The following is an 18,603-nucleotide window of genomic DNA, read 5'->3' as shown; positions in this document are numbered from 1 at the left end:
CCGCCGCAATGGGCGGGGCGCTGAGGCGGCCTTCAGGCTGCCTGGGGCTTGCTGCGCGACCAGATCAGGTTGTGCGTGCCGTCCTCTTCCTCGATCAGGCGGGCATAGATCGTCGCCGGGAACGTGGGATCGTCGAGGGTCACGGACACGTAGGGCCGCTCGGCCTTGCTGACTTTCTTCCACGCCGCGCCGATGTCGTAGCCGCCTGCCGCCTGGACGCGGAAGTCGGGGGCGTTCTCGCTTTCCTTTTCGTTGGGGATAAGCTTGACCTTGACGTTGAGCGTCAGGGTGCGGATCGTGCCGGTGAAGCTGTCTTTGTCTGCGGTGAAGGTGCCGATGGTGGCCATGATGTTTTCTCCTTGCGGTTTAACCAAGGCCGCGCCCATCGCGTCCTTGTTGTGATCCGTCAGGCGGTGGATGGGCGGGTCGCATCGCTTGCGGCCGAAACGCAGTGGAGGACCGGGAGGCGCAAAGAATTTGTCCCGCGAGGAATGCGCCGAACGCAGTGACCGCGCAGGGGGAATTGTTTGCACCGGACGGTTGCGGCCATGAAGCCCAAGGCGTAGCCGTGCCCCCGCCAGGATTCACGACAAGCCAAGGACGCATGGGCCGATTGCTCCGCAAGGAGGCAGGGCTGACTCGACAGCCCCGCCAGACTGCTTCACCGGTTTGCCCCTGTGATGCTGACAAGCCCCCCAACGGAAAGCGCAAACGATCCCGCCGCATCCTGCGGCGGCATGCTTGAGGCGTGGTGTGGAAGCTCCATAGCTAGGCTGGGCGGCGTGTCCGTGAATCGTATGTCATGACGTAGGGACGACGAACCGCCAGCATTGAGGACGGCACGCATTTACACAACCTGCCGCAGCAAGCCGGGGCGTTGCCCCGCACCCCGTCCATTGTGGTGGGGCACTGGTCTGGCCGATCCGGTGCAAGCCGGTTCGGCGCTTTCACAGGGGCGCCAAGCTGCGTGCGGCGGGGATGGGCCTTGCGCCGATCCCCTGGAGGCAAGCGAAGCGCGCAGCGCCGCAGGCGCGAAGGCGTGAGGGATTAGAGCCGAATGGCCGTGACGGCAAAGACGGCACGGGGCGTAGCCCGAAAGCCCGGCGGCGCACCGCGCCGACACGCTCGCTGCCTGCAATTTTTAGGATATGCGAAGGGCCACGTAGGCGATCTTCCCATCCGAAGAAAACGAGATGTCGTCAATCAAAACATTGTCAGATTGAACGTTATCAATGCTTTCAAGCGTGATGTTTGGAGGGATCCCCAGAACGCTCCTGGCGATGTCCCGCACGCGCTCTGCACTACCAACAGAGGTATTGAAAGAACTCCTGTCATGACGCGTACCGTCAGCATTCCACGATGCCTGCATATTCTTTGCGCTGGTGTGCTTGTTCTTGGCGATGTGGATGTGACGTTGTAGGGGAATTCTTGGATCTTCGGGGTCTACGCGGTACATCCAGTCCTTGTTCCCTGAAGGCATCCAGATGCTCTCTAACGTGATTTGCAGATTGCAGCGGCGAAGAGCATTGGACGAAAGAAGAACAGAAATTTCCTCTGGCTCCGCGTCGGCATCCAGCCCCCTTAAAATTTCAGCCAATTTCATGTAAATCTCCCCTATATAAAGTCTCGTTTAACATCATGTTAAACACGAAAGCAGTCAGATGGGGCTGCTTTGGGTAGTTTCAACTCTAGTGCCTGAGTCAGAGCGAAGCCGATTGCGTTCTGATTCCGCAATTGCCCTTCAACACCGGGCGCGGCCACGGCCGCACCCGGATTTTTGGTATCCACCGGCCCCAAGGCGGGGTGGCTTGGGGCCGGTGCTGGCGGTGGTGCGAGTCACGGGCGGTTTCTTTCCCAGCAAAGCGCCCCGGTCGATGCCGGGACGCTTGCCTTTCAGCGTGGGTCAAGCGGCCAGCGCCTCGGCCGGTTCCTCCGCCACAGCTTCGGTAGCCTCCGGGGCTTCCTGCACCGCCGGGCCTTCTGCCTTGAAGATGGCGGGCATCCAGCCCGTGCCATCGGCCAGCCGCTCGGCTTCGCTGGCAATGTCCGCCTTCTTGAGCTTCGCCAGCCGCGTGACGTGCTCCGGTGCATATTCGCCCACGGCTTGCAGAATCGTTGCCTTCGGCACATGCCGGAAATAGCCCTCGGCGGTCGGCTTCCACCATGCCGCCATGTCGAGGCCAACGGCCTGCGCCAGTTCCGCGCCGGGCTGGCGCTGCGCAGCGCGAGGCGTCACCACGTCCACCGTCGAGGCGACGCACAGGGCCAGCAGCGTGACCAGTTCGTCTTGCTCCATCGCCAGCAGTGCGGCGAACAGTTCGGCGCTGTCCTCGGGCAGCTTGCCACCCCATGCCTGTTGCAGTTCGCGCAGTGCGAGAGCGGCGGACGATTCCGGCCAGTCCGGGGCCATGCCTTCCAGCCTGTCTTGCACGGTGAGGTGCACACCTAACGGCAAGTCGTGGCCGTAGTTGCTGCCCTGCAAGACGGCCTGCACCATGCCATGCACCAGCGCAGCCAGCGCCACTCGTGGATGCCGGGCAACTTCGATTTGCAGCGCGGCGGTGCGATGTGCGCTCAAGCGCTGCGCCAGCCGGTCGGACATGGCGGGTGCGTTCGCTTCATCTGCCGTTTCGCCTTCGTCGTCGTTCTCGGCTTCATCACTGCCGAAACCCTGCCGCAGCCGTTCCAGCGTGCGCAACGCCTTGGCCTCGGCCTCGCGCAGCAGCCCGCGATGAATGACGGTCTCGCCGTTGCGGTCGATGGTGACGATGGCACCGGCGGCGGCCTTCACGTTCGGGCTGTAGTCCTGCAAACCATCTTCCAGCGCCTGCAATTGTTCGCCCAAGGCTTCGCCTTCCTCTTGCAGCGCGTCGGCCTTTTCTTCGTCCTCCGCGTCCAGCGCGGCATTGAGGGCTTCGCCCACCTCCTGCATCTTGGTTTGCAGCTTCTCGATGCGCTGGGCCTCACGTTTGGTCGGTTCGCGGCGCTCCCTCGGGGCACGTTGGAAGGCGTGCAGATCGGCATGGGTCACGCCGGGCGTGGCATCCACCCATGCCCATCCTTCGCTGCGCACCCCGGCGGCGATGCCCGCCAGCTTGTCGTGCGCCAGCCTTTCCAGCAATGCAGCATCGGCCAGATATACGCCTGCATCGCCTTCCGCGAACAAGTCGCGGCGAACACCGCCGCCAGCCTGCTCGTAGGTATCCAGCCCAACGAAGCGCACCAGCGGATGCCGGTAGGCGTCGATTTCGCGTTCGGTGAGACGTTCGCGCAAGTTGGACGGATGGCGCTGCCACGTTGGCGCATCGTAGAACGCGCTTTCCTGCGCGGCGTGGTTGTCGGTGATGGCAAGCGCCATCAACTGATCGAGTGTGACGGCATCGGCGCGATAGTCGACCATCAGGCGCGGCGAGACATTCGCCAACTTCAAGCGGCGCTGCACTACCAGCGGCGTCACGCTGAAATCCGCCGCAATGTCCTCAATGGGCCGACCTTCGGCCACCAGTGCGGCGAACGCCTCGAACTGGTCGGCGGGGTGCATGACTTCGCGCTGCACGTTCTCGGTGAGGCTGGCGGTGCGAGCCGTGCCATCGGCCACCAACAGGCAAGGCACCTCCCATTCCTTCGGGATGCGGTGCTTCTTCGCCAGCAGCTTGAGGGCAGCAAGGCGACGGCCACCGGCCACGACTTCGTAATGCTCGCCATCGGCGGCGGCAATCACGATGAGGTTTTGCAGCAGGCCCACGCGCTGAATGGACGCGGCTAGTTCGGGGATGGACATGCACGGGGTCTTGCGCACGTTGCGGCCCGTGGGACGCAGCACCAGCCGCGACAGGGGAACCAGAATCAGGTTCTTGCTCGGGTCGGCAGCTTCCAGCGGGATAGCGGCGGCGGTGTTGATGGTGCGGGCTTCGGTTTGGGTAGTGGCGTTCATCGTGTATCTCCAATCGAATGAAACAAGGAATGGAGGGGAAACCGCCCCTCCGGCGGGAGGGACGCTTCAAGCTTTGAGGGCGCGCATGCCATCGGCCAGCAGCCACAGAGCGCGGTTCAGACGGATGTTTTGGTCAATGCCCTGTACCGGGCGCGTGCTCTGCCTACGGCCATTCGCGGTGCGGCCATGCAAGCCGCCCTTGGTCAAGTTCTCCTGCGTGCGGTTGAACACGCTCCACAGGTCGGGGCGGCGGTCGTCGAAGCGGCGCGGCATCAGGATTTGCGATTCGGTGACGGGTGCGGGCTTGTCCGGGTCGTCGTACTTGAGGGCCAGCGCTGCACGGGCGAACACTTCGGATTCGCCATCGTCCAGCGTGATACCGCGCATCAGGTCGCGCGATTCCTTCACCTGCTCAAAGCCACCCAACACTTGATAAGCGCCTTCGATGACAAGTCCGGCCACGTCGCCTTTGTGGGGTACGCGCACATCTGCCACGGTGTCGCCACAGACAAGGCCATTGCTGCAAACGAAGCGGAACATCCCGGCCAGCATCTGATAGCTGCTGGTGCCGTCGTGCGAGTTCAGCAGCACGACTTCATTGGCTTCTGCACCGTTGATCTGGCTGGCATGACGCAGGCGCAGCATGTGTTTCGTGTGCTCGCGCTTGCCTTCGTCGCGGACTCGGGTCTGCGTCACCATGAAGGGCTGAAAGCCTTCTTTGCGCAGTTCGGTCAGCACGGCGGCGGTGGGGATGTAGCTATACCGCTCGGAACGGCTCTCATGCGGGGCGTCCGCGAAGATGGACGGGGCCACGCGGCGGATTTGGTCATCGGACAGTGGGGAATCGCTACGCAGCGATGGGGATCGGGAAGCGAAACGGGATGCGAGTTGCATGATCTTTCTCCAAAAAAGTTGCTGCTGTGGTTTCAAAGCTGACCGGATTCCAAGATTCGGAGCCCGTTGTGGCCTCGGTTGGTTCGGCGCAGAGACCTGGGCCAGTCCCTGTTTGCCGCCGTCTTTCCTGAGTTCATCGCCCGCGAAAAACCGGGCCAGCGAGGGACGGGCTGTCAAGGAAGCAAGCGCAGGGTTGGTGCGGCCCGCAGCGCAGCGAGGACTCGGCCCTGCGCGCCTTGACGGCCAGGCGCCGCAGGCTACGGTCGCGGGAAAAAGCGATGAACTTGGGGAAAGACGAACAGCGGCCGATGGGCCAGGAGATGCGCTGAAACCAACGCCGCGCGGCGAGCGTCCCTGCGTGCCGCAGGCACGCCTAGCTGGAGGGGGGGTGGCCGATCAGGAGCAGCCTGTTCGGCTGCATTGCAGGGGCGCCAAACAAAGTGCGGCGGGGATGGGCTGCCCAGCCGATCCCCTGGAGGGCAAGCGCAGCGCGCAGCGGCATTTCGGACGAAGCAAAAAGGGGCGATGCCCCCTCGGGCTGCAGTAACCCGCGTTCTGCAAAACTCGTCACGTCAGCCCGCGATGGCGCGGCGAGGCCCGAGGGATGGTTATGGAAAAAATCGCCGCTGCGGTGTTGAACGCCGGCGATCCCTTGACCATCTCGCGCGGATACGCCGATGTCTAGGACTGAAGAGAGATGGAGTAGGAGGCGCCTGTTCCAGGCGCTCCCCGGGAAATCGCTCAGTCCGCGTATTGGCGCAGTGATCCGAGCGGGACGTTCAGTTCCTCCAGCTTCGCAAACACATCCAGCAGATACTCTACGGTCACTCGCACCCGTGGAGCGACCAGCGCTCGATGCGGGTATTGAAGCGTCATTTCATAACTGCCCGGGTCATGCGAATCCAGCAGCACCGCCCTCAACTCACCGCAGCGCAAATGCTGCCAGGCGTGGTGTACCCCCACCTGCGCGATACCGGCGCCAGCCAGCGCTGACTGGGCGAGCGTCTCAGGAGAGGACATTGTCATCACGGCGTGCTCGGTGTCGAGCGTGGTGATGCTGCCGTCCGGCGCCTTGAAATGCCAGGGCGAAACCCGCCCACCCAGAAAGCGCCGCACCAGCAGACGGTGCTGTGCCAGCTCGGCCGGGCTGCGCGGCACCCCGTAGCGTTCAAGGTACGCGGGAGAAGCCACCAGCAGCATATTGAGCTGGCAGACAGGGCGGGAAATAAGGGACGAATCCGTAATGCGCCCACCGCGCAAGGCGAGGTCGTAGCCGTCATGCACAAGGTCGATCACGCGATCATCGAAATCCACTTCCACCGCCAGCCCCGGATATTTTTCCAGCAGCCCTGGCAAGGTCGGCGCCAGCTGTTCGCGCCCGAAGCCGACGCTGGTGGAAATGCGGACCTTGCCGGAAGGGGTGGCCCGATGGGCGATTACCGCATCGGTCGCGGCGTCCAATGCATCCAGCGCGATGCGCGCCTGTCGCAGAAAGGCGCTGCCTTCTTCGGTCAGATTCAGGGTGCGCGTCGTGCGGTTCATGAGGCGCACGCCGAGCGCCTTTTCCAGCCCGGCAATATTCTTGCTCACGGCTGCCGGAGAAATGCCCAGCGTCCGCGCGCCACCGGCAAAACTGCCGGCATCGGCGACCTGGATGAAAGACAGGATGGCGCGTACGCGCTGGGAAGAGTCCATGGTGAGCCTAGTAAGGAGTGTGGATTCGTAACCTTTGGTTTATTAATAATAAACCACACGTGGCATTCCGGTAATCAATGCGAGCACCCAGAATACACGCATCGCAGTTTCTTCCGGAGCCCTTCGCCATGCTCAACTTTGATTTCCAGAACCCCACCCGCATCGTGTTCGGTAAGGACACGGTGGCCCGGCTCAGCGAGCTGGTGCCGGCCTCCGCCCGCGTGCTGATCCTCTATGGTGGCCAGAGTGCAGAGCGCACCGGTACGTTGGCTGAAGTGCGTGCCGCGTTGGGCGCACGCACGGTGTTCGAGTTCGGTGGCATCGAACCAAATCCGGCGTTTGAAACGCTGCTGCGTGCGGTGGAGCTGGTGCGTGCCGAGCATATCGACTTCCTGCTCGCCGTGGGCGGTGGTTCGGTGATCGATGGCAGCAAGTTCGTAGCGGCTGCCGTGCCGCTCGCAGGAGATCCGTGGCAAATTCTGGAGAGCTTCGGTGGCGTGGTGCAGAGCGCCCTGCCGCTGGGCGTGGTGCTGACCCTGCCGGCCACAGGTTCGGAGATGAATCACACTTCGGTGGTCACCCGCAAGGCCACGCACACCAAGGCTTTCTTTGCCTCCCCATTCGTCGCGCCGCAGTTCTCCATCCTCGATCCGATTAAGACCTACACCCTGCCGGCGCGCCAGTTGGGCAACGGTGTGGTCGATGCCTTCGTGCATGTGGTCGAGCAGTACCTGACCTACCCGGTCGACGCCCGCGTGCAGGATCGCTTTGCCGAAGGCCTGCTGCAGACGCTGATCGAGATCGGGCCGAAGGTAGTACACGAGCCGGCGGACTATGACTCGCGCGCCAATCTGATGTGGGCCGCGACCATGGCGCTCAATGGCCTGATCGCCACCGGCGTGCCGCAAGACTGGGCCACGCACATCATCGGCCATGAGCTGACCGCGCTGCACGGCATGGACCACGGGCAGACGCTGGCCGTGCTGCTGCCCTCGATGCTGGAGCTGCGCCGGGAGGCCAAGCGCGCCAAGCTACTGCAGTACGCCGAGCGTGTCTGGCAGCTCACTGAGGGCAGCGAAGATGCTCGCATTGATCTGGCCATCCACAAGACACGCGAATTCTTCGAAAGCCTAAGTGTAGCCACGCGGCTTTCCGCCTACGGTGTTGGCGCGGACGCGATCGATGCGCTGGTCGCCGCCGTCGAAACCCACGGCATGGTGAGCCTGGGCGAGCACGGCGACGTGACCCCGGCGCTGAGCCGCAAGGTCTACGCAGCCAGCCTCTGAACCCTTCATCTCGCCTGCCGGCCTGCGAGCCGGCGGGTCTCAACACACAGGAGCGTGCCATGCAGCGCGTCATCGTCAAGGCGCTCGGTGGACCCGAGTACATGGTAGTCGAGCCGTTTCCCGACCTGACTGCCCCCGCAGCGGGCGAAGTGCTGGTCGATGTGGAAGCAGCCGGCGTCAATTTTCTCGACATCAATCTGCGCAAGGGCGCGGGCGTGCATGCCATGCCGGCGCCTTTCACCCCCGGCCTCGAAGGCGTGGGGCGGGTGCGCGCGGTGGGCGAGGACGTGGCCCTGCAGCCCGGGCAGCGCGTGGCGTGGATGAATGCCCGCGGCTCCTACGCCAGCCAGCTTGTGCTGCGCGCCGAGCTGTTGGTGGCGGTGCCGGAAGCGCTCGCCGTGCCGCAGGCGCTGATCTTCCAGGCCATGACGGCGCAATACCTTGCGAACGAATACCGCGCCATCCAGCCCGGCGACCGCGTGCTGGTGCATGCCGCCGCCGGGGGCGTCGGGCAGCTCCTGGTGCAATGGCTCAAGCATCTGGGCGCCTGGGTGGTCGGCACCGTTTCCAGCGAGGAAAAGGCTGCCGTGGCGCGCGCGGCTGGCGCGGACGCGGTGATCAACTACGGCCGCGACTACCGCTTCTTCGATGAGCTGATGTCACTCACCGAGGGCCGTGGCGTGGATCTTGCTTTCGATTCGATTGGCGCGGCGACCTTTGCCAGCACGGTGAAGGGGCTCTCGCGCGGCGGCATGGCGGTGAGCTTCGGCGTGTCATCCGGCCCGGCGCCGGCGATCAATCCGGGCGAGCTGATCGTGCCCTGCACGCGCATCGCCGCCGGCTCGGTGTTCAGCTACATCGCCGAGCCCGGCGAATTCCAGCACCGTGCCGCGAGCATCTTTGACGGACTGCAGGCCGGCTGGTTGCGCTCGCCTGAAGCCACCGCGCATCCGCTGAATCAGGCGGCAGACGCGCACCGCGCGCTGGAAGGCCGCCTTACCCACGGCAAGCTCTATCTCGCTCCTGAACAGCAAGGAAACAAGCTTTGAACCAACCCGCCTATTTCGTCATCAACGTGAAGATTCACGACCCCGAAGCCATCAAGCCCTATCAGGCGAAGGTGGCCGAAACCTACAAGCCCTTCGGCGGCGAGCGCATCGTCGCCGGGGGCCTGCCGCAAACCATTGAAGGCGAGCCGCCGCTCGGGCGCATCGTGATCCTGCGTTTTCCCAGTATGGAACTGGCCCACGCTTGGCACGACTCGCCGGTCTACCAGGCCATCCTCGGCTATCGCCTCGCGGCGGCCGAGAGCCACGCCTATTTCGTCGAAGGCATCGCCTGAACATCCTCCATATTCCAAGGACATTTCCAATGAAAACCCTCGTCATTGCTTCCCATCCCTATCCCGAGCAGTCCCTTGTCATCAAAGCGCTGCAGAAGGCTGTCGGCAGCATAGCGGAAGTCGAGGTGCGCAATCTCGAAGCCCTCTACGGCAGCGACCTCGCCGCCTTCGATGTGGCCGCCGAACAGAAAGCATGCGAGCGTGCCGACCGCATCGTTCATCTCTTCCCGATCCACTGGTTTAACCTCACGCCGATGCTCAAGGCCTACATGAATCAGGTTTGGTCCTACGGCTGGGCCTTTGGCCCTGATGGCAAGGCGCTCAAGGGCAAGGAACTGCTGGCGGTGGTCACTGCAGGCGCATCCGAATTCACCTATTCGGCCGAAGGGCTGGTGCAGAGTTCCATGGACGAGGTGCTCACGCCGCTGAGAGCCAGCGCCCTGTATGTGGGCATGCGCTTCGCGAAGCCATTGGCCTTCTTCGAAGCCATGGGCGCGGATGAAGGCAAACTCGCCGGCTTCAGTAAGGTACTTGCCGCGCGTCTGGCGCAGCCGGTGGCCGCCACAATTTCCTGAACGCAACAGAGCGAGGAGCATCATGATCAAACGCAAACTTGGTCAGGGGCTGGAGGTTTCGGCCTTGTCTTTGGGCTGCATGGGCTATGGCAAGGCGCGCGAACTGCCGGACCGCGCCGAGATGATCGCGCTCATCCGCGCGGCTGTGGATCACGGCATGGATTTCTTCGACACCGCCGAGGTCTACGGCCCTTGGACCAACGAAGAAATGGTCGGCGAAGCCCTGGCACCGGTGCGCGATAGGATCAAGATCGCGACCAAGTTCGGCTGGGACGTGGATCAGGACACCGGTGTGCATCGCGGCGGCGTCAACAGCAGGCCCGCGCAAATCCGCCGCTCCGTTGAAGGCAGCCTGCGCCGCCTGCGCACCGATTACATCGACCTCTATTACCAGCACCGCGTGGATCCCGAGGTGCCGATGGAAGAGGTGGCCGGCACGGTGCAGGACCTGATCGCCGAAGGCAAGGTGCGCTGGTTCGGCATGTCAGAAGCCAACGCGGCATCGATTCGCCGCGCGCATGCCGTGCAGCCACTCGCCGCGCTGCAGAGCGAATACTCGCTGTGGACCCGTGAGCCGGAAGTTGAAGTGATCCCCACACTAGAGGAACTGGGCATCGGTCTGGTGCCTTACAGCCCGCTGGGCAAGGGGTTCCTCACCGGCAAGATTGACACCGCGACTCAGTTCGACAGTTCCGATATCCGTGCCCAAACGCCGCGCTTTGCCGAGTCGGCCCGGCGGGCCAACCAGGAACTGGTTGATTTGATCCGCCATATTGGCGAGCGCCACGGTGCTACGCCGGCGCAGGTGTCACTGGCCTGGCTGATGGCGCAGAAGCCCTGGATCGTGCCGCTATTTGGCACCCGCAAACTCGAACGCTTCGAAGAGAACATTGGCGCACTACAGCTCACGCTGGATACGTCCGACCTGAGCGCCATCGCCGAAGCCGACATCGTCATTCAGGGCGCGCGCTATCCGGAAGCTATGTTGCGCCTCTCAGGGCGTTGAACTGCCACGGCTGACCATGCTGAGGTAAGCGACCGGCGGCCCGGATGTTCCTTGGGCATCGCTAAAGACGGGGTTTCCGGAGAAGAGTACCTGAGGTCTTTTTCGCCAGACCAGATTGATGAGTCGAGTTTCAGTGGTCGCTGAACCAGGGTGTTCTTCCAGTGAAGCGGACTCCCTTGCAATACTGAACGCTCCCCTGTATGAGAGAAGCAAAAAACTATGAGTATCAAGTCGGGTGCAGTCCTTATCGCGACACTGTGTGTTTCTTTCGTCCATCCGGCCTCGTGGGCGGCGGATCCGGCACAGGTCAAGCCACATGCCTTCTACGTGGCGGATTTCATACCACGGGATTCGGCTGCGATCCGACCCTACAGTACCCGAGTCGAGTCGACTTTTGCGCCGTACAGCGGCCGGTATGTGGTGCGTGGTGGATCCGTCCTGCCCCTCGAAGGTGTGGCTCCCATGGGACGCATGATTGTCATCGAGTTCGATAGTTTGGAGCAGGCGAAGGCTTGGTATGACTCGCTGACCTATGCCGAACTAAAACCCATCCGGCATGCCGCAGGCGAAACGAACGCTTATATCATGGAAGCCTCGGTGGCTCCGCCGGTGTCGAAGTAAATCCACAACCAGTCTGTAAGGAGATATGTGTGAAGAAATCCAGTATCCGAAATCTTGTGGCCGCGCTTGTCATGATTTTCTCGGCGGGAACGAGTCTGGCCGAGCAGCCCGCTGGAACGATTTTGCGGATTGCCGAGCTTGAGATTGATTCGGCGCAGCTTGACGCGTTCAAGGCGGCGGTAACCGAAGGTATGCACGCGGCGGTGCGTACCGAACCCGGCGTGATTGCGCTCTATTCGGTGGCCGTGAAAGACAACCCGTCGCAGCTACGCTTCATCGAGATCTATGCAAATGAGGAGGCCTACCTTCGGCATCGTGATACGCCTCACTTCAGGAAGTATTTCGAGACCACGCAGAAGATGATCCGGTCTCGGAAATTGATCGAGACCGATACTGTACTGCTTGCCGACAAGGCAACTCTTCCTGCTGCAAGGTAGTATCGCCTAACCCGCTTCCGCGCTATCGATCCGAGTCGAAGCGCAATGTTTCGATCACTAGCGCCAGCGCCGGCGCGATCTGTTTGCGATTTGCGTAGTAGAGGTGGTAGCCCGGAAAGGTGGGCCACCAGTCTTCGAGCACCGGCAACAGTTGGCCAGAGTCGATATGCGGCTGCATCAGGTCATGCGGGACAAAGGCGAAACCAAAGCCATCGAGGGCTGCCTGCAGCATCAGGAAGGTGTTGTTGAACGTAGTCTGGCCGTCCACGCGAACGTTGATGGCTTGACCGTCCTTTTCGAAATCCCAGGCATAGAGCCCACCGTGGGTGGGCAGGCGCAGGTTGACGCAGCGGTGGCCGGTGAGTTCCTGCGGTGTATGCGGTGCGGTCTTGCCTGCGAGATAGGAGGGAGAAGCCGCCACCGCCATACGCAGATCGGGTGCAATCCGCACCGCGATCATGTCGCGGTCTACCCGATTTCCCACGCGCACACCGGCATCGAAGCGCTGGGCGGCGATGTCGACAAAGGCGTAGTCGACGTTGAATTCGACCTTGATGTCGGGATACTCAGCCAGCAGCGGCTGCAGGCGCGGCCAGAGCACGGTGGTGATGGCATGGTCATGTGCGGTGATACGCACGGTGCCGGCTGGCTTCTCGCGCAGCGCGCCCAACGCGACAAGCTCCAGCGTAATCTCGTCCAGCCTCGGCGCGAGGGCGTCGAAGAGTCGCGCGCCGGCTTCGGTGGTAGACACGCTGCGGGTGGTGCGCGTGAGCAGCCGCACGCCAAGACGCGCTTCCAGCGCCAGCATCGCGTGACTCAGTGCCGAGCGGGAAAGACCCAGTTGAGCAGCGGCCCGCGTGAAGCTGCGCTCGCGCGCAACGACCAAGAAGGCTTGCAGATCGTCGAGGCTTTCTTTTGCCATTGGTGAATCCTGTTCACAGGTGCATCCAGATTTTACAGTCTTACCAACGAATGACCAGTCTTCTAGAATTCTTCCTGTGGCGTGCGAGAGTGGCGCCGTTCGCCGGCTCCTTTGATGTCGGCGGCACATGACTCCTCCCGGCCTGAAGGATCAAGCATGGATTACCGCTATCTCGGGCGCAGCGCCCTAAAGGTTTCACCGCTCTGTCTGGGCAGTATGATGTTCGGCGGAGAAACCGACGAGGTCACTTCGGCCCGCATCATCGGCCAGGCCTTCGAGGTTGGCGTGAATTTCATCGACACCGCTGACGTGTATCATGCAGGTCGCTCGGAAGAGATCGTCGGCCGCGCGATTACTGCGCACCGTGACCACTGGGTGCTAGCCACCAAGTTTGGCTTTCCCTTTGCGCAAGGGCCCAACGAACAGGGCCAGTCGCGTAAGTGGATCTATCAGTCGGTCGAGGCCAGTCTGAAGCGTCTGGGCACCGACTACCTCGACATCCTCTACTTCCACCGTGCAATTCCTGGTCTGCAACTGGAAGAATCAGTGCGTGCCGTCGGCGATTTGGCCCGTCAGGGCAAACTGCGCTACTTCGGCCTCTCCAACTTCAAGGGATGGCGTATTGCCGAGGTGGTCCGCCTGTGCGATCAGCTCGGCATCGAGCGCCCGGTGGCGAGCGAGCCGCTCTACAACATCGTCGACCGCACCGCCGAAGTGGAGCACCTGCCGGCCGCACGCCACTATGGACTGGGTGTGGTTTCCTACAGCCCGCTGGCGCGTGGCGTACTCACCGGCAAGTACGCACTCGATGCACCGCCGCCTGTCGATTCGCGCGTGGCCCGCGGAGACCGCCGCATCCAGCAGACTGAGTGGCGAGCTGAGTCGATCCATATCGCACAGACCATCGCGGCTCATGCGGCCGAGCGTGGCACCACGTCCGTGGCCTTTGCTCTCGCCTGGGTACTGAACAACGCTGCGGTGGCTTCAACGATCACGGGCCCCCGCACCGAAGCGCAATGGCAGAGCTATCTGCCTGCACTGTCGCTCGCACTCACCGATGAGGACGAGAAGCTAGTCGACAGCCTCGTTCCACCGGGCCATACCTCCACACATGGCTATACCGATCCCGGCTATCCGGTAGAAGGTCGTCCGCTTGTCTAAAGTCGTCCCCAGAAAAGCGATGTCAATGCTTTTGTCGTTAATGGCCGCAATCTTCCTTTTCGCTGCTCATGCCAGCGGAGCACTGGCGGACGAGTACATCAGGGCCTCCGATGGACTCATTACCTTCGAGCCCGGTGCGTGCTCGGTCTGGCATACCCATCCGGCAGGCCAGCGCCTGGCGGTGATCAGTATGGTGAATGGAAAGAATGTGGCATGGATGGAGAAAGTCAGCGATGAGCAATACCAGGGACACTGAACGCGGCCGCTCGGCCGTTTACGCCGGCGCGATGGTCATGGCGCTCAATCTCGTCTGCGCATCGGCGGACGCATCGAACGAAACTGGGGGAAGTGCCGTGAATGTCGGAATCAGCACCACGCAGGCCGCAGCAAGCCTCGACATGCGCCAGCAGGCCATCGTGCCGGTTGCCGCCTTTGCTGCAGCCGGCAACATGTCCGGCTTGAACGCGGCTCTTGAACATGGGCTGGACGCAGGCCTTACGATCAGTGATGCCCGCGAGATTCTGGTGCAGCTCTACGCCTACGCCGGCTTTCCGCGTAGTCTCAACGCGCTGGGCGAACTGATGAAGGTGTTGCATGCCCGCAAACAGCACGGCATTCGGGATGTCCCTGGCCGGGAGCCTTCGCGTACCATCCCCAAGGGCGACGCGCTGCTCGCCGCCGGCAAGGCAAACCAGACCCAGCTCTCCGGTGCGCCGGTCGAAGGCGCTCTCTTCGAATTCGCTCCGGTGGCAAACGAATATCTGCGCAGTCATCTTTTCGGCGACATCTTCGAGCGCGACAACCTCGACTGGTCTAGCCGTGAACTGGCTACGGTTGGAATGCTTTCCGCATTATCTGGCACAGAGCCGCAACTCCAGGCACACCTGCGCATCAGCATGAACATCGGGCTCACGGCGGGTCAGTTGCAGCAGCTTACCGAGGTACTGGAAGAGCGCGTGGACGCCGAAACGGCCCGTCGCGCCCGTGAGGCGCTGGCGCGTCATCTGGCCACGCAGCCTAGCAGTAAGCACGACACAGTGTGACTCAACACGCCTCACGAAAATAGAATGTCCGAAGTCATTTCTCCAGCATCGGCTTTGCCGATGCGATCGAACGCTGCTGTCCTTGGTCAGTGGCGTCAGGGATCAACGCCGCATGGCCATGACTCGGCACGAGGCATGGGGCAACGCCTGCGAGCCCGACGGCGGCATGCCGGGACGCTCTTCTGTCGCTACGTTCATCTGAAACTTCAAAACACTCAATCCATAGGTTACGACCTGACCACACGCATTTAGCGCATCGTCAGCAGGTTGGAGATGAGAATTGTTTTGTCCATGGAGTCGTCGATTCGGTCAAGAATCGCTGTTGCGCAGTCAGCGCCTCCCTCAAATCATTGCCTAAATCGTGGTGCCCCTGACTCAATAGTTCTGCCATCACGCACTCGGCGATTTGCGAACCCCGAGGGAACGCCAAAAGCGCGCCTTCGGCCAGTACAGATGGGAACTCCATGCTCGAACCAGAACCTACCAAGTTCTTCACAATCCACAGCATCTGTCCGGCCAATTCCTTGGGGAGCAATACCAAATGAAATCCATCAAGCAGCCATTGCACAGTCAAATGGTTGAGCTGGTAGAGATAGAGTTTCGAGGCAAGGGGAATGCGCGCGCCAATGCGCTTAGCGACATGCACGGCGCCCGCAAGATGATGAGATCCGCCACTGTTATCAAGGAACAAACGGCCATCCCAAGCTCGCACGCTAAACGTGTCGGAGCCACGTCCGTGCAGTAGCCGGATTTCGCCATGTGAACAAAGCTCTTTTAAGCTCGCATCATCCAGCCCGAGCGGGGGCTTTCCTTTTCTGGCATAGCGATTCTGCTCATCAATATAATAGGCACCAAAAACGTTCACACTTTCGTGCGGCATATCAGCCGACTTACTTGAGGAGATTCCCTCTATATCGCTTGCGTCGCATTCAAAGTGAGGCACCATCGTCACTTGCACTAGCGATCCATGAGGACTTTGGAAAGCCTCCTTAGCGCCCCAGGCTAAGCCCGAAAAGCGGCTCCGCAAAGTAAAATTGCCGCGGTCAAGATTGTCCAGGATGTCCCATCGACGGCGTGAGTCATCAAAAATCTTCGATTTTGGGGTGTTGAGGCGCACGCCTTTTCCGACCGCCTCCCTGAGCCCCAATAGCTCACACCAAGCTTCGCACCGCTTCCGTACCAGCGCTGGCGGTCGCTTCCAAAACCGTCGCCACCACGACCATGTGTGGAGTTCAAGCACAGAAATTGGAAACTCAGAGAGCGACATCGCATGCATAGATTACAAGTACCTGCTTGTGGTCAATGTGCGCCTACGTCTTCGCCGCCGACTGATGCTCGAAGGGCGGCGGTGAGCGTGGGGAGAACGCGCTCTTTGAGCGTCACATCGGCCCATTCGGAAAGATCAGGTATGGTGCGTATTTGCACGGTGCGCAGCGCAATAGTCAAACGATGCAAAAGTGGCAGAGACCCGGTTTCGATCGCGGCATCCACCCACTCGTCTGCGTGTGACCATGGACGTGAAAATAGATCGGCCATCGCTTGCGTTGCTGCCTCGATGGGGCCTTGATCGTGGCAAAGGACGCGACCGTGGTCGCCGAGATCGTGCACAAGATGGCCCAGTCCCTCTTCGTTTGCGCGTAACAATGGGAATGGGCACTGGCCGATGTTCAGCAAAACAAACGCGTCCATGCGTTGGCTGTCATCGCCAACCGCCGCTGCGGGAAGCCTGGCAAGTTGTCCAAGGATCATCCAAGCCACCGCGTTGCCAAGCATGTGCGGGCGCTCCTCTCCGAGATCAATAGATTCGCCGATGACGTCGCCGTGACGATTGGACGGCCAGGCTTTTTCGCCTTCTATCTTCAGATGAATCAACCGACCGTCTGGTGCAGCCATCGCGACCAGCGCGTTTTCGATGGGTTCCTCCATGGGCTCGATAGAAAGAAGGCCGTCGATGACTCCAGAACTGAATCCGCCTGTTTTCTCCGCCATGCAACGAATCGCCTGCGCACCGACCATGTCCCCGAGATAGACAGTGGACAAGCGATTGCCAAGCCAAGTGCCAGCTTCCTGCGGGTCTACTGCAGCGCGGCGTGCAAGTTCGTCGCCTGCGGCATCTGCAAGCTCTGAGAGGAAGGCGGCAGGGATGGTCGGCACCACGACATCCTCGCTGCCTGCGTGACGATAGGTGCGCACCGCACCTTTGGATTTGAGTTCGGCCACCGCATGGCGGGCTTCGTCGGAAAGAGCATCTTGTCGCACGACGAACCCATTCGATGCTGCCAAGGCCAGTTCGGCCGAACGGGCACCCTCATCGGCAAGAGTGCAACGCGCGAGCACCCGATAGCCGCGAAGCAGGTCCGCCTGATGGGCGTAGCTCCGGCGCGCAGCTTGCACAAGTTCCAAGCCAAGCGCTGGAGGAAGAAGCAAGGCGCTGTCCGGGTCTTGGTATCGTGGGTTACGGGCGGCATCATCGTAAATCGTGCGAAGTACCCATGGCGCACGGTAGTCCTCTGCGTACTCCGCCCCCTTCTGGAAGAGAACTTTTTGATTGGCGAGAGCGCGCTGCGCACTTTGAAACTCTTCCAAACTCAAGGGTCCGATTTCGATGACCTTTGCTCGATCTCCCACCGCCGTCTGCGTGCGACCGTTTGGAGCCTTGACCAGCCGTTCCGCGCGATCAGTGGTCAAAATGACATTGAGCTTGTTGCCAGGCCGCAGGCTCGCCAGTTCCTCCAGGTCGGCAGCCATTGGCGTACCTGGCTCTACATCGTCAATAGCAAGCAAAAGGGCCGGCCCCGCTGGCCCGGCGGACATCCGCCGCAGCCACTGGCGAGCATCGTTCGCGGTGAGGTTCCATTCAAGCTCGATGGCGAACAAGTTGGCCAGCGACTGAAACAGCCCAGGCCCTGAGCCTCGCAACATCAGGACGGCCAAGTCTTCACTGTCCAGCGTGCGCAAGGCGAGTTCGCGTAGACAACTGCTCTTGCCGCTCTGTGCTGCACCCTCGACGATCGTGAAGGTCGTCCCAGCTTGAGCTGATGTGATTGCGGCGAAGGTACTGAGACGAGGAAACAGCAGAAGCTCGGCGAAGGCGCGATCGGACTGGCCGGGTGGATTAGTCATTTCGGTCAGGAGCCTCGCCGTTGCAGATCGCACGATGGGAACCCAGACCCCGGTTTCCCGCCCCATCAAAGCTTCAGTCGCCCACCGCATATCCGCCGCCGCCAACTTGGCGGCATTGGCAAGCAGACGGAGCACCGCACTGGCGGAGTCTTGCTCGCCGGACCAAAGTTGCCCTGTATTGGCGTCGTAGATGCGGGTATCGCGCCCATTCGTGACAACGACAAGAGGAGGTCGTGGCGTCAACTGATTCGCGTAGCTTTGCGCTTGCTCATAGTCAGCATGAGTCAGCGCAAGATCCTCTCGCTTGAGTTCCACCACAGCCAGCGGCCGTCCACCATGAAAGATGAGTACATCCGCTCGCCCAGTCTTCTCCCACTGGGCAGCGCTGTCGAACTCATGTGTCTCGTGACCGAGGCGCACGGTGAAGCGCCGTTGTTCCACCAGTTGCTCACGGGGAATATTGGGAAAGGCTGCGGACAGAGCCGCTGCCATTCGGCTCTCCAACTCGGCCTCGGGACGAACGGATGGCGACACTTGCTGATCTTGTTTTGTACGAGGCATTGC

At 61.7% G+C, this 18,603-nt stretch carries 18 protein-coding genes; 10 read left to right on the top strand and 8 right to left on the bottom strand.

What is annotated here, in order from left to right; all coding sequences use genetic code 11:
- Positions 1 to 32 precede the first annotated feature (32 nt).
- The 5 genes from IG609_RS01625 to IG609_RS01605 all read right to left on the bottom strand — a co-directional run bounded on the left by IG609_RS01625 (position 33) and on the right by IG609_RS01605 (position 6,523).
- Positions 33 to 347, bottom strand: a complete 315-nt coding sequence (locus tag IG609_RS01625) for a DUF736 domain-containing protein (RefSeq protein ID WP_193401049.1) — start codon at positions 345 to 347, stop codon at positions 33 to 35.
- A gap of 794 nt (positions 348 to 1,141) precedes the next feature.
- Positions 1,142 to 1,603, bottom strand: a complete 462-nt coding sequence (locus IG609_RS01620) for a DUF6367 family protein (RefSeq protein WP_193401051.1) — start codon at positions 1,601 to 1,603, stop codon at positions 1,142 to 1,144.
- Positions 1,604 to 1,903: 300 nt separating this feature from the next.
- On the bottom strand, positions 1,904 to 3,934 hold the full coding sequence (locus tag IG609_RS01615) for a ParB/RepB/Spo0J family partition protein (RefSeq protein WP_193401054.1): 2,031 nt from the start codon (positions 3,932 to 3,934) through the stop codon (positions 1,904 to 1,906).
- 66 nt (positions 3,935 to 4,000) lie between these two features.
- A complete protein-coding gene (locus tag IG609_RS01610; protein WP_193401056.1) occupies positions 4,001 to 4,828 on the bottom strand; it encodes a DUF932 domain-containing protein in 828 nt (275 codons plus the stop codon).
- Positions 4,829 to 5,569: 741 nt separating this feature from the next.
- Positions 5,570 to 6,523 (bottom strand): LysR family transcriptional regulator, encoded by a 954-nt coding sequence (locus IG609_RS01605; RefSeq protein ID WP_193401058.1) that lies wholly within the window; start codon positions 6,521 to 6,523, stop codon positions 5,570 to 5,572.
- Between the two features lie 128 nt (positions 6,524 to 6,651).
- Between IG609_RS01605 and IG609_RS01600 the strand changes: the two genes are divergently transcribed.
- The 7 genes from IG609_RS01600 to IG609_RS01570 all read left to right on the top strand — a co-directional run bounded on the left by IG609_RS01600 (position 6,652) and on the right by IG609_RS01570 (position 11,790).
- Positions 6,652 to 7,809, top strand: a complete 1,158-nt coding sequence (locus IG609_RS01600) for an iron-containing alcohol dehydrogenase (protein ID WP_193401060.1) — start codon at positions 6,652 to 6,654, stop codon at positions 7,807 to 7,809.
- A gap of 59 nt (positions 7,810 to 7,868) precedes the next feature.
- Complete coding sequence (locus IG609_RS01595) at positions 7,869 to 8,858, top strand: quinone oxidoreductase family protein (RefSeq protein WP_193401062.1); 990 nt, start codon at positions 7,869 to 7,871, stop codon at positions 8,856 to 8,858.
- Positions 8,855 to 9,151 (top strand): DUF1330 domain-containing protein, encoded by a 297-nt coding sequence (locus tag IG609_RS01590; protein ID WP_193401064.1) that lies wholly within the window; start codon positions 8,855 to 8,857, stop codon positions 9,149 to 9,151. Before IG609_RS01595 ends, IG609_RS01590 begins: the two co-directional genes overlap by 4 nt.
- 29 nt (positions 9,152 to 9,180) lie before the next feature.
- Positions 9,181 to 9,726: an NAD(P)H-dependent oxidoreductase gene (locus IG609_RS01585; RefSeq protein WP_193401066.1), complete on the top strand. Its 546-nt coding sequence runs from the start codon at positions 9,181 to 9,183 to the stop codon at positions 9,724 to 9,726.
- 22 nt (positions 9,727 to 9,748) lie between these two features.
- Positions 9,749 to 10,732 carry an aldo/keto reductase gene (locus tag IG609_RS01580; RefSeq protein WP_193401068.1) on the top strand — a complete coding sequence of 328 codons (984 nt, stop codon included), beginning with the start codon at positions 9,749 to 9,751 and terminating at the stop codon, positions 10,730 to 10,732.
- Positions 10,733 to 10,951: 219 nt separating this feature from the next.
- Positions 10,952 to 11,353, top strand: coding sequence for a DUF1330 domain-containing protein (locus IG609_RS01575; RefSeq protein ID WP_193401069.1), 402 nt, complete (start codon positions 10,952 to 10,954; stop codon positions 11,351 to 11,353).
- A 29-nt stretch (positions 11,354 to 11,382) separates the two neighbouring features.
- Positions 11,383 to 11,790 (top strand): putative quinol monooxygenase, encoded by a 408-nt coding sequence (locus IG609_RS01570; protein ID WP_250127230.1) that lies wholly within the window; start codon positions 11,383 to 11,385, stop codon positions 11,788 to 11,790.
- A 22-nt stretch (positions 11,791 to 11,812) separates the two neighbouring features.
- Here IG609_RS01570 and IG609_RS01565 read toward each other — a convergent pair whose 3' ends face one another.
- Positions 11,813 to 12,712, bottom strand: a complete 900-nt coding sequence (locus IG609_RS01565) for a LysR family transcriptional regulator (protein WP_193401071.1) — start codon at positions 12,710 to 12,712, stop codon at positions 11,813 to 11,815.
- 156 nt (positions 12,713 to 12,868) lie between these two features.
- Here IG609_RS01565 and IG609_RS01560 point away from each other — a divergent pair, with 156 nt between their 5' ends.
- Genes IG609_RS01560 through IG609_RS01550 form a run of 3 tightly spaced genes read left to right on the top strand, consistent with a single transcriptional unit; the run spans position 12,869 to position 14,916 of the window.
- The gene (locus IG609_RS01560) at positions 12,869 to 13,873 is read left to right on the top strand and encodes an aldo/keto reductase (protein ID WP_193401073.1); all 1,005 of its coding nucleotides are present in this window, start codon (positions 12,869 to 12,871) and stop codon (positions 13,871 to 13,873) included.
- 40 nt (positions 13,874 to 13,913) lie between these two features.
- Complete coding sequence (locus IG609_RS01555; RefSeq protein ID WP_431041407.1) at positions 13,914 to 14,129, top strand: cupin domain-containing protein; 216 nt, start codon at positions 13,914 to 13,916, stop codon at positions 14,127 to 14,129.
- Positions 14,107 to 14,916 carry a carboxymuconolactone decarboxylase family protein gene (locus tag IG609_RS01550; RefSeq protein ID WP_193401075.1) on the top strand — a complete coding sequence of 270 codons (810 nt, stop codon included), beginning with the start codon at positions 14,107 to 14,109 and terminating at the stop codon, positions 14,914 to 14,916. Before IG609_RS01555 ends, IG609_RS01550 begins: the two co-directional genes overlap by 23 nt.
- 259 nt (positions 14,917 to 15,175) lie before the next feature.
- Here IG609_RS01550 and IG609_RS01545 read toward each other — a convergent pair whose 3' ends face one another.
- A complete protein-coding gene (locus IG609_RS01545; protein WP_193401077.1) occupies positions 15,176 to 16,033 on the bottom strand; it encodes a DUF6685 family protein in 858 nt (285 codons plus the stop codon).
- Positions 16,034 to 16,215: 182 nt separating this feature from the next.
- A complete protein-coding gene (locus tag IG609_RS01540; RefSeq protein ID WP_250127229.1) occupies positions 16,216 to 18,531 on the bottom strand; it encodes a type I restriction enzyme HsdR N-terminal domain-containing protein in 2,316 nt (771 codons plus the stop codon).
- Between the last annotated feature and the right edge of the window lie 72 nt (positions 18,532 to 18,603).

Origin of the sequence: Pectobacterium quasiaquaticum, assembly GCF_014946775.2 — a bacterium.
GTDB classification, from domain to species: domain Bacteria; phylum Pseudomonadota; class Gammaproteobacteria; order Enterobacterales; family Enterobacteriaceae; genus Pectobacterium; species Pectobacterium aquaticum.
Note: the sequence above shows the minus strand (reverse complement) of the source record. Positions and strands in the feature narration are given on the sequence as shown.

What these genes read in the sequence shown, in the direction of transcription:
- IG609_RS01625 (WP_193401049.1), bottom strand. Translation starts at nt 347, where the DNA reads ATGGCCACCATCGGCACCTTCACCGCAGACAAAGACAGCTTCACCGGC.
- IG609_RS01620 (WP_193401051.1), bottom strand. Translation starts at nt 1,603, where the DNA reads ATGAAATTGGCTGAAATTTTAAGGGGGCTGGATGCCGACGCGGAGCCA.
- IG609_RS01615 (WP_193401054.1), bottom strand. Translation starts at nt 3,934, where the DNA reads ATGAACGCCACTACCCAAACCGAAGCCCGCACCATCAACACCGCCGCC.
- IG609_RS01610 (WP_193401056.1), bottom strand. Translation starts at nt 4,828, where the DNA reads ATGCAACTCGCATCCCGTTTCGCTTCCCGATCCCCATCGCTGCGTAGC.
- IG609_RS01605 (WP_193401058.1), bottom strand. Translation starts at nt 6,523, where the DNA reads ATGGACTCTTCCCAGCGCGTACGCGCCATCCTGTCTTTCATCCAGGTC.
- IG609_RS01600 (WP_193401060.1), top strand. Translation starts at nt 6,652, where the DNA reads ATGCTCAACTTTGATTTCCAGAACCCCACCCGCATCGTGTTCGGTAAG.
- IG609_RS01595 (WP_193401062.1), top strand. Translation starts at nt 7,869, where the DNA reads ATGCAGCGCGTCATCGTCAAGGCGCTCGGTGGACCCGAGTACATGGTA.
- IG609_RS01585 (WP_193401066.1), top strand. Translation starts at nt 9,181, where the DNA reads ATGAAAACCCTCGTCATTGCTTCCCATCCCTATCCCGAGCAGTCCCTT.
- IG609_RS01580 (WP_193401068.1), top strand. Translation starts at nt 9,749, where the DNA reads ATGATCAAACGCAAACTTGGTCAGGGGCTGGAGGTTTCGGCCTTGTCT.
- IG609_RS01575 (WP_193401069.1), top strand. Translation starts at nt 10,952, where the DNA reads ATGAGTATCAAGTCGGGTGCAGTCCTTATCGCGACACTGTGTGTTTCT.
- IG609_RS01565 (WP_193401071.1), bottom strand. Translation starts at nt 12,712, where the DNA reads ATGGCAAAAGAAAGCCTCGACGATCTGCAAGCCTTCTTGGTCGTTGCG.
- IG609_RS01560 (WP_193401073.1), top strand. Translation starts at nt 12,869, where the DNA reads ATGGATTACCGCTATCTCGGGCGCAGCGCCCTAAAGGTTTCACCGCTC.
- IG609_RS01555 (WP_431041407.1), top strand. Translation starts at nt 13,914, where the DNA reads ATGGCCGCAATCTTCCTTTTCGCTGCTCATGCCAGCGGAGCACTGGCG.
- IG609_RS01550 (WP_193401075.1), top strand. Translation starts at nt 14,107, where the DNA reads ATGAGCAATACCAGGGACACTGAACGCGGCCGCTCGGCCGTTTACGCC.
- IG609_RS01540 (WP_250127229.1), bottom strand. Translation starts at nt 18,531, where the DNA reads ATGGCAGCGGCTCTGTCCGCAGCCTTTCCCAATATTCCCCGTGAGCAA.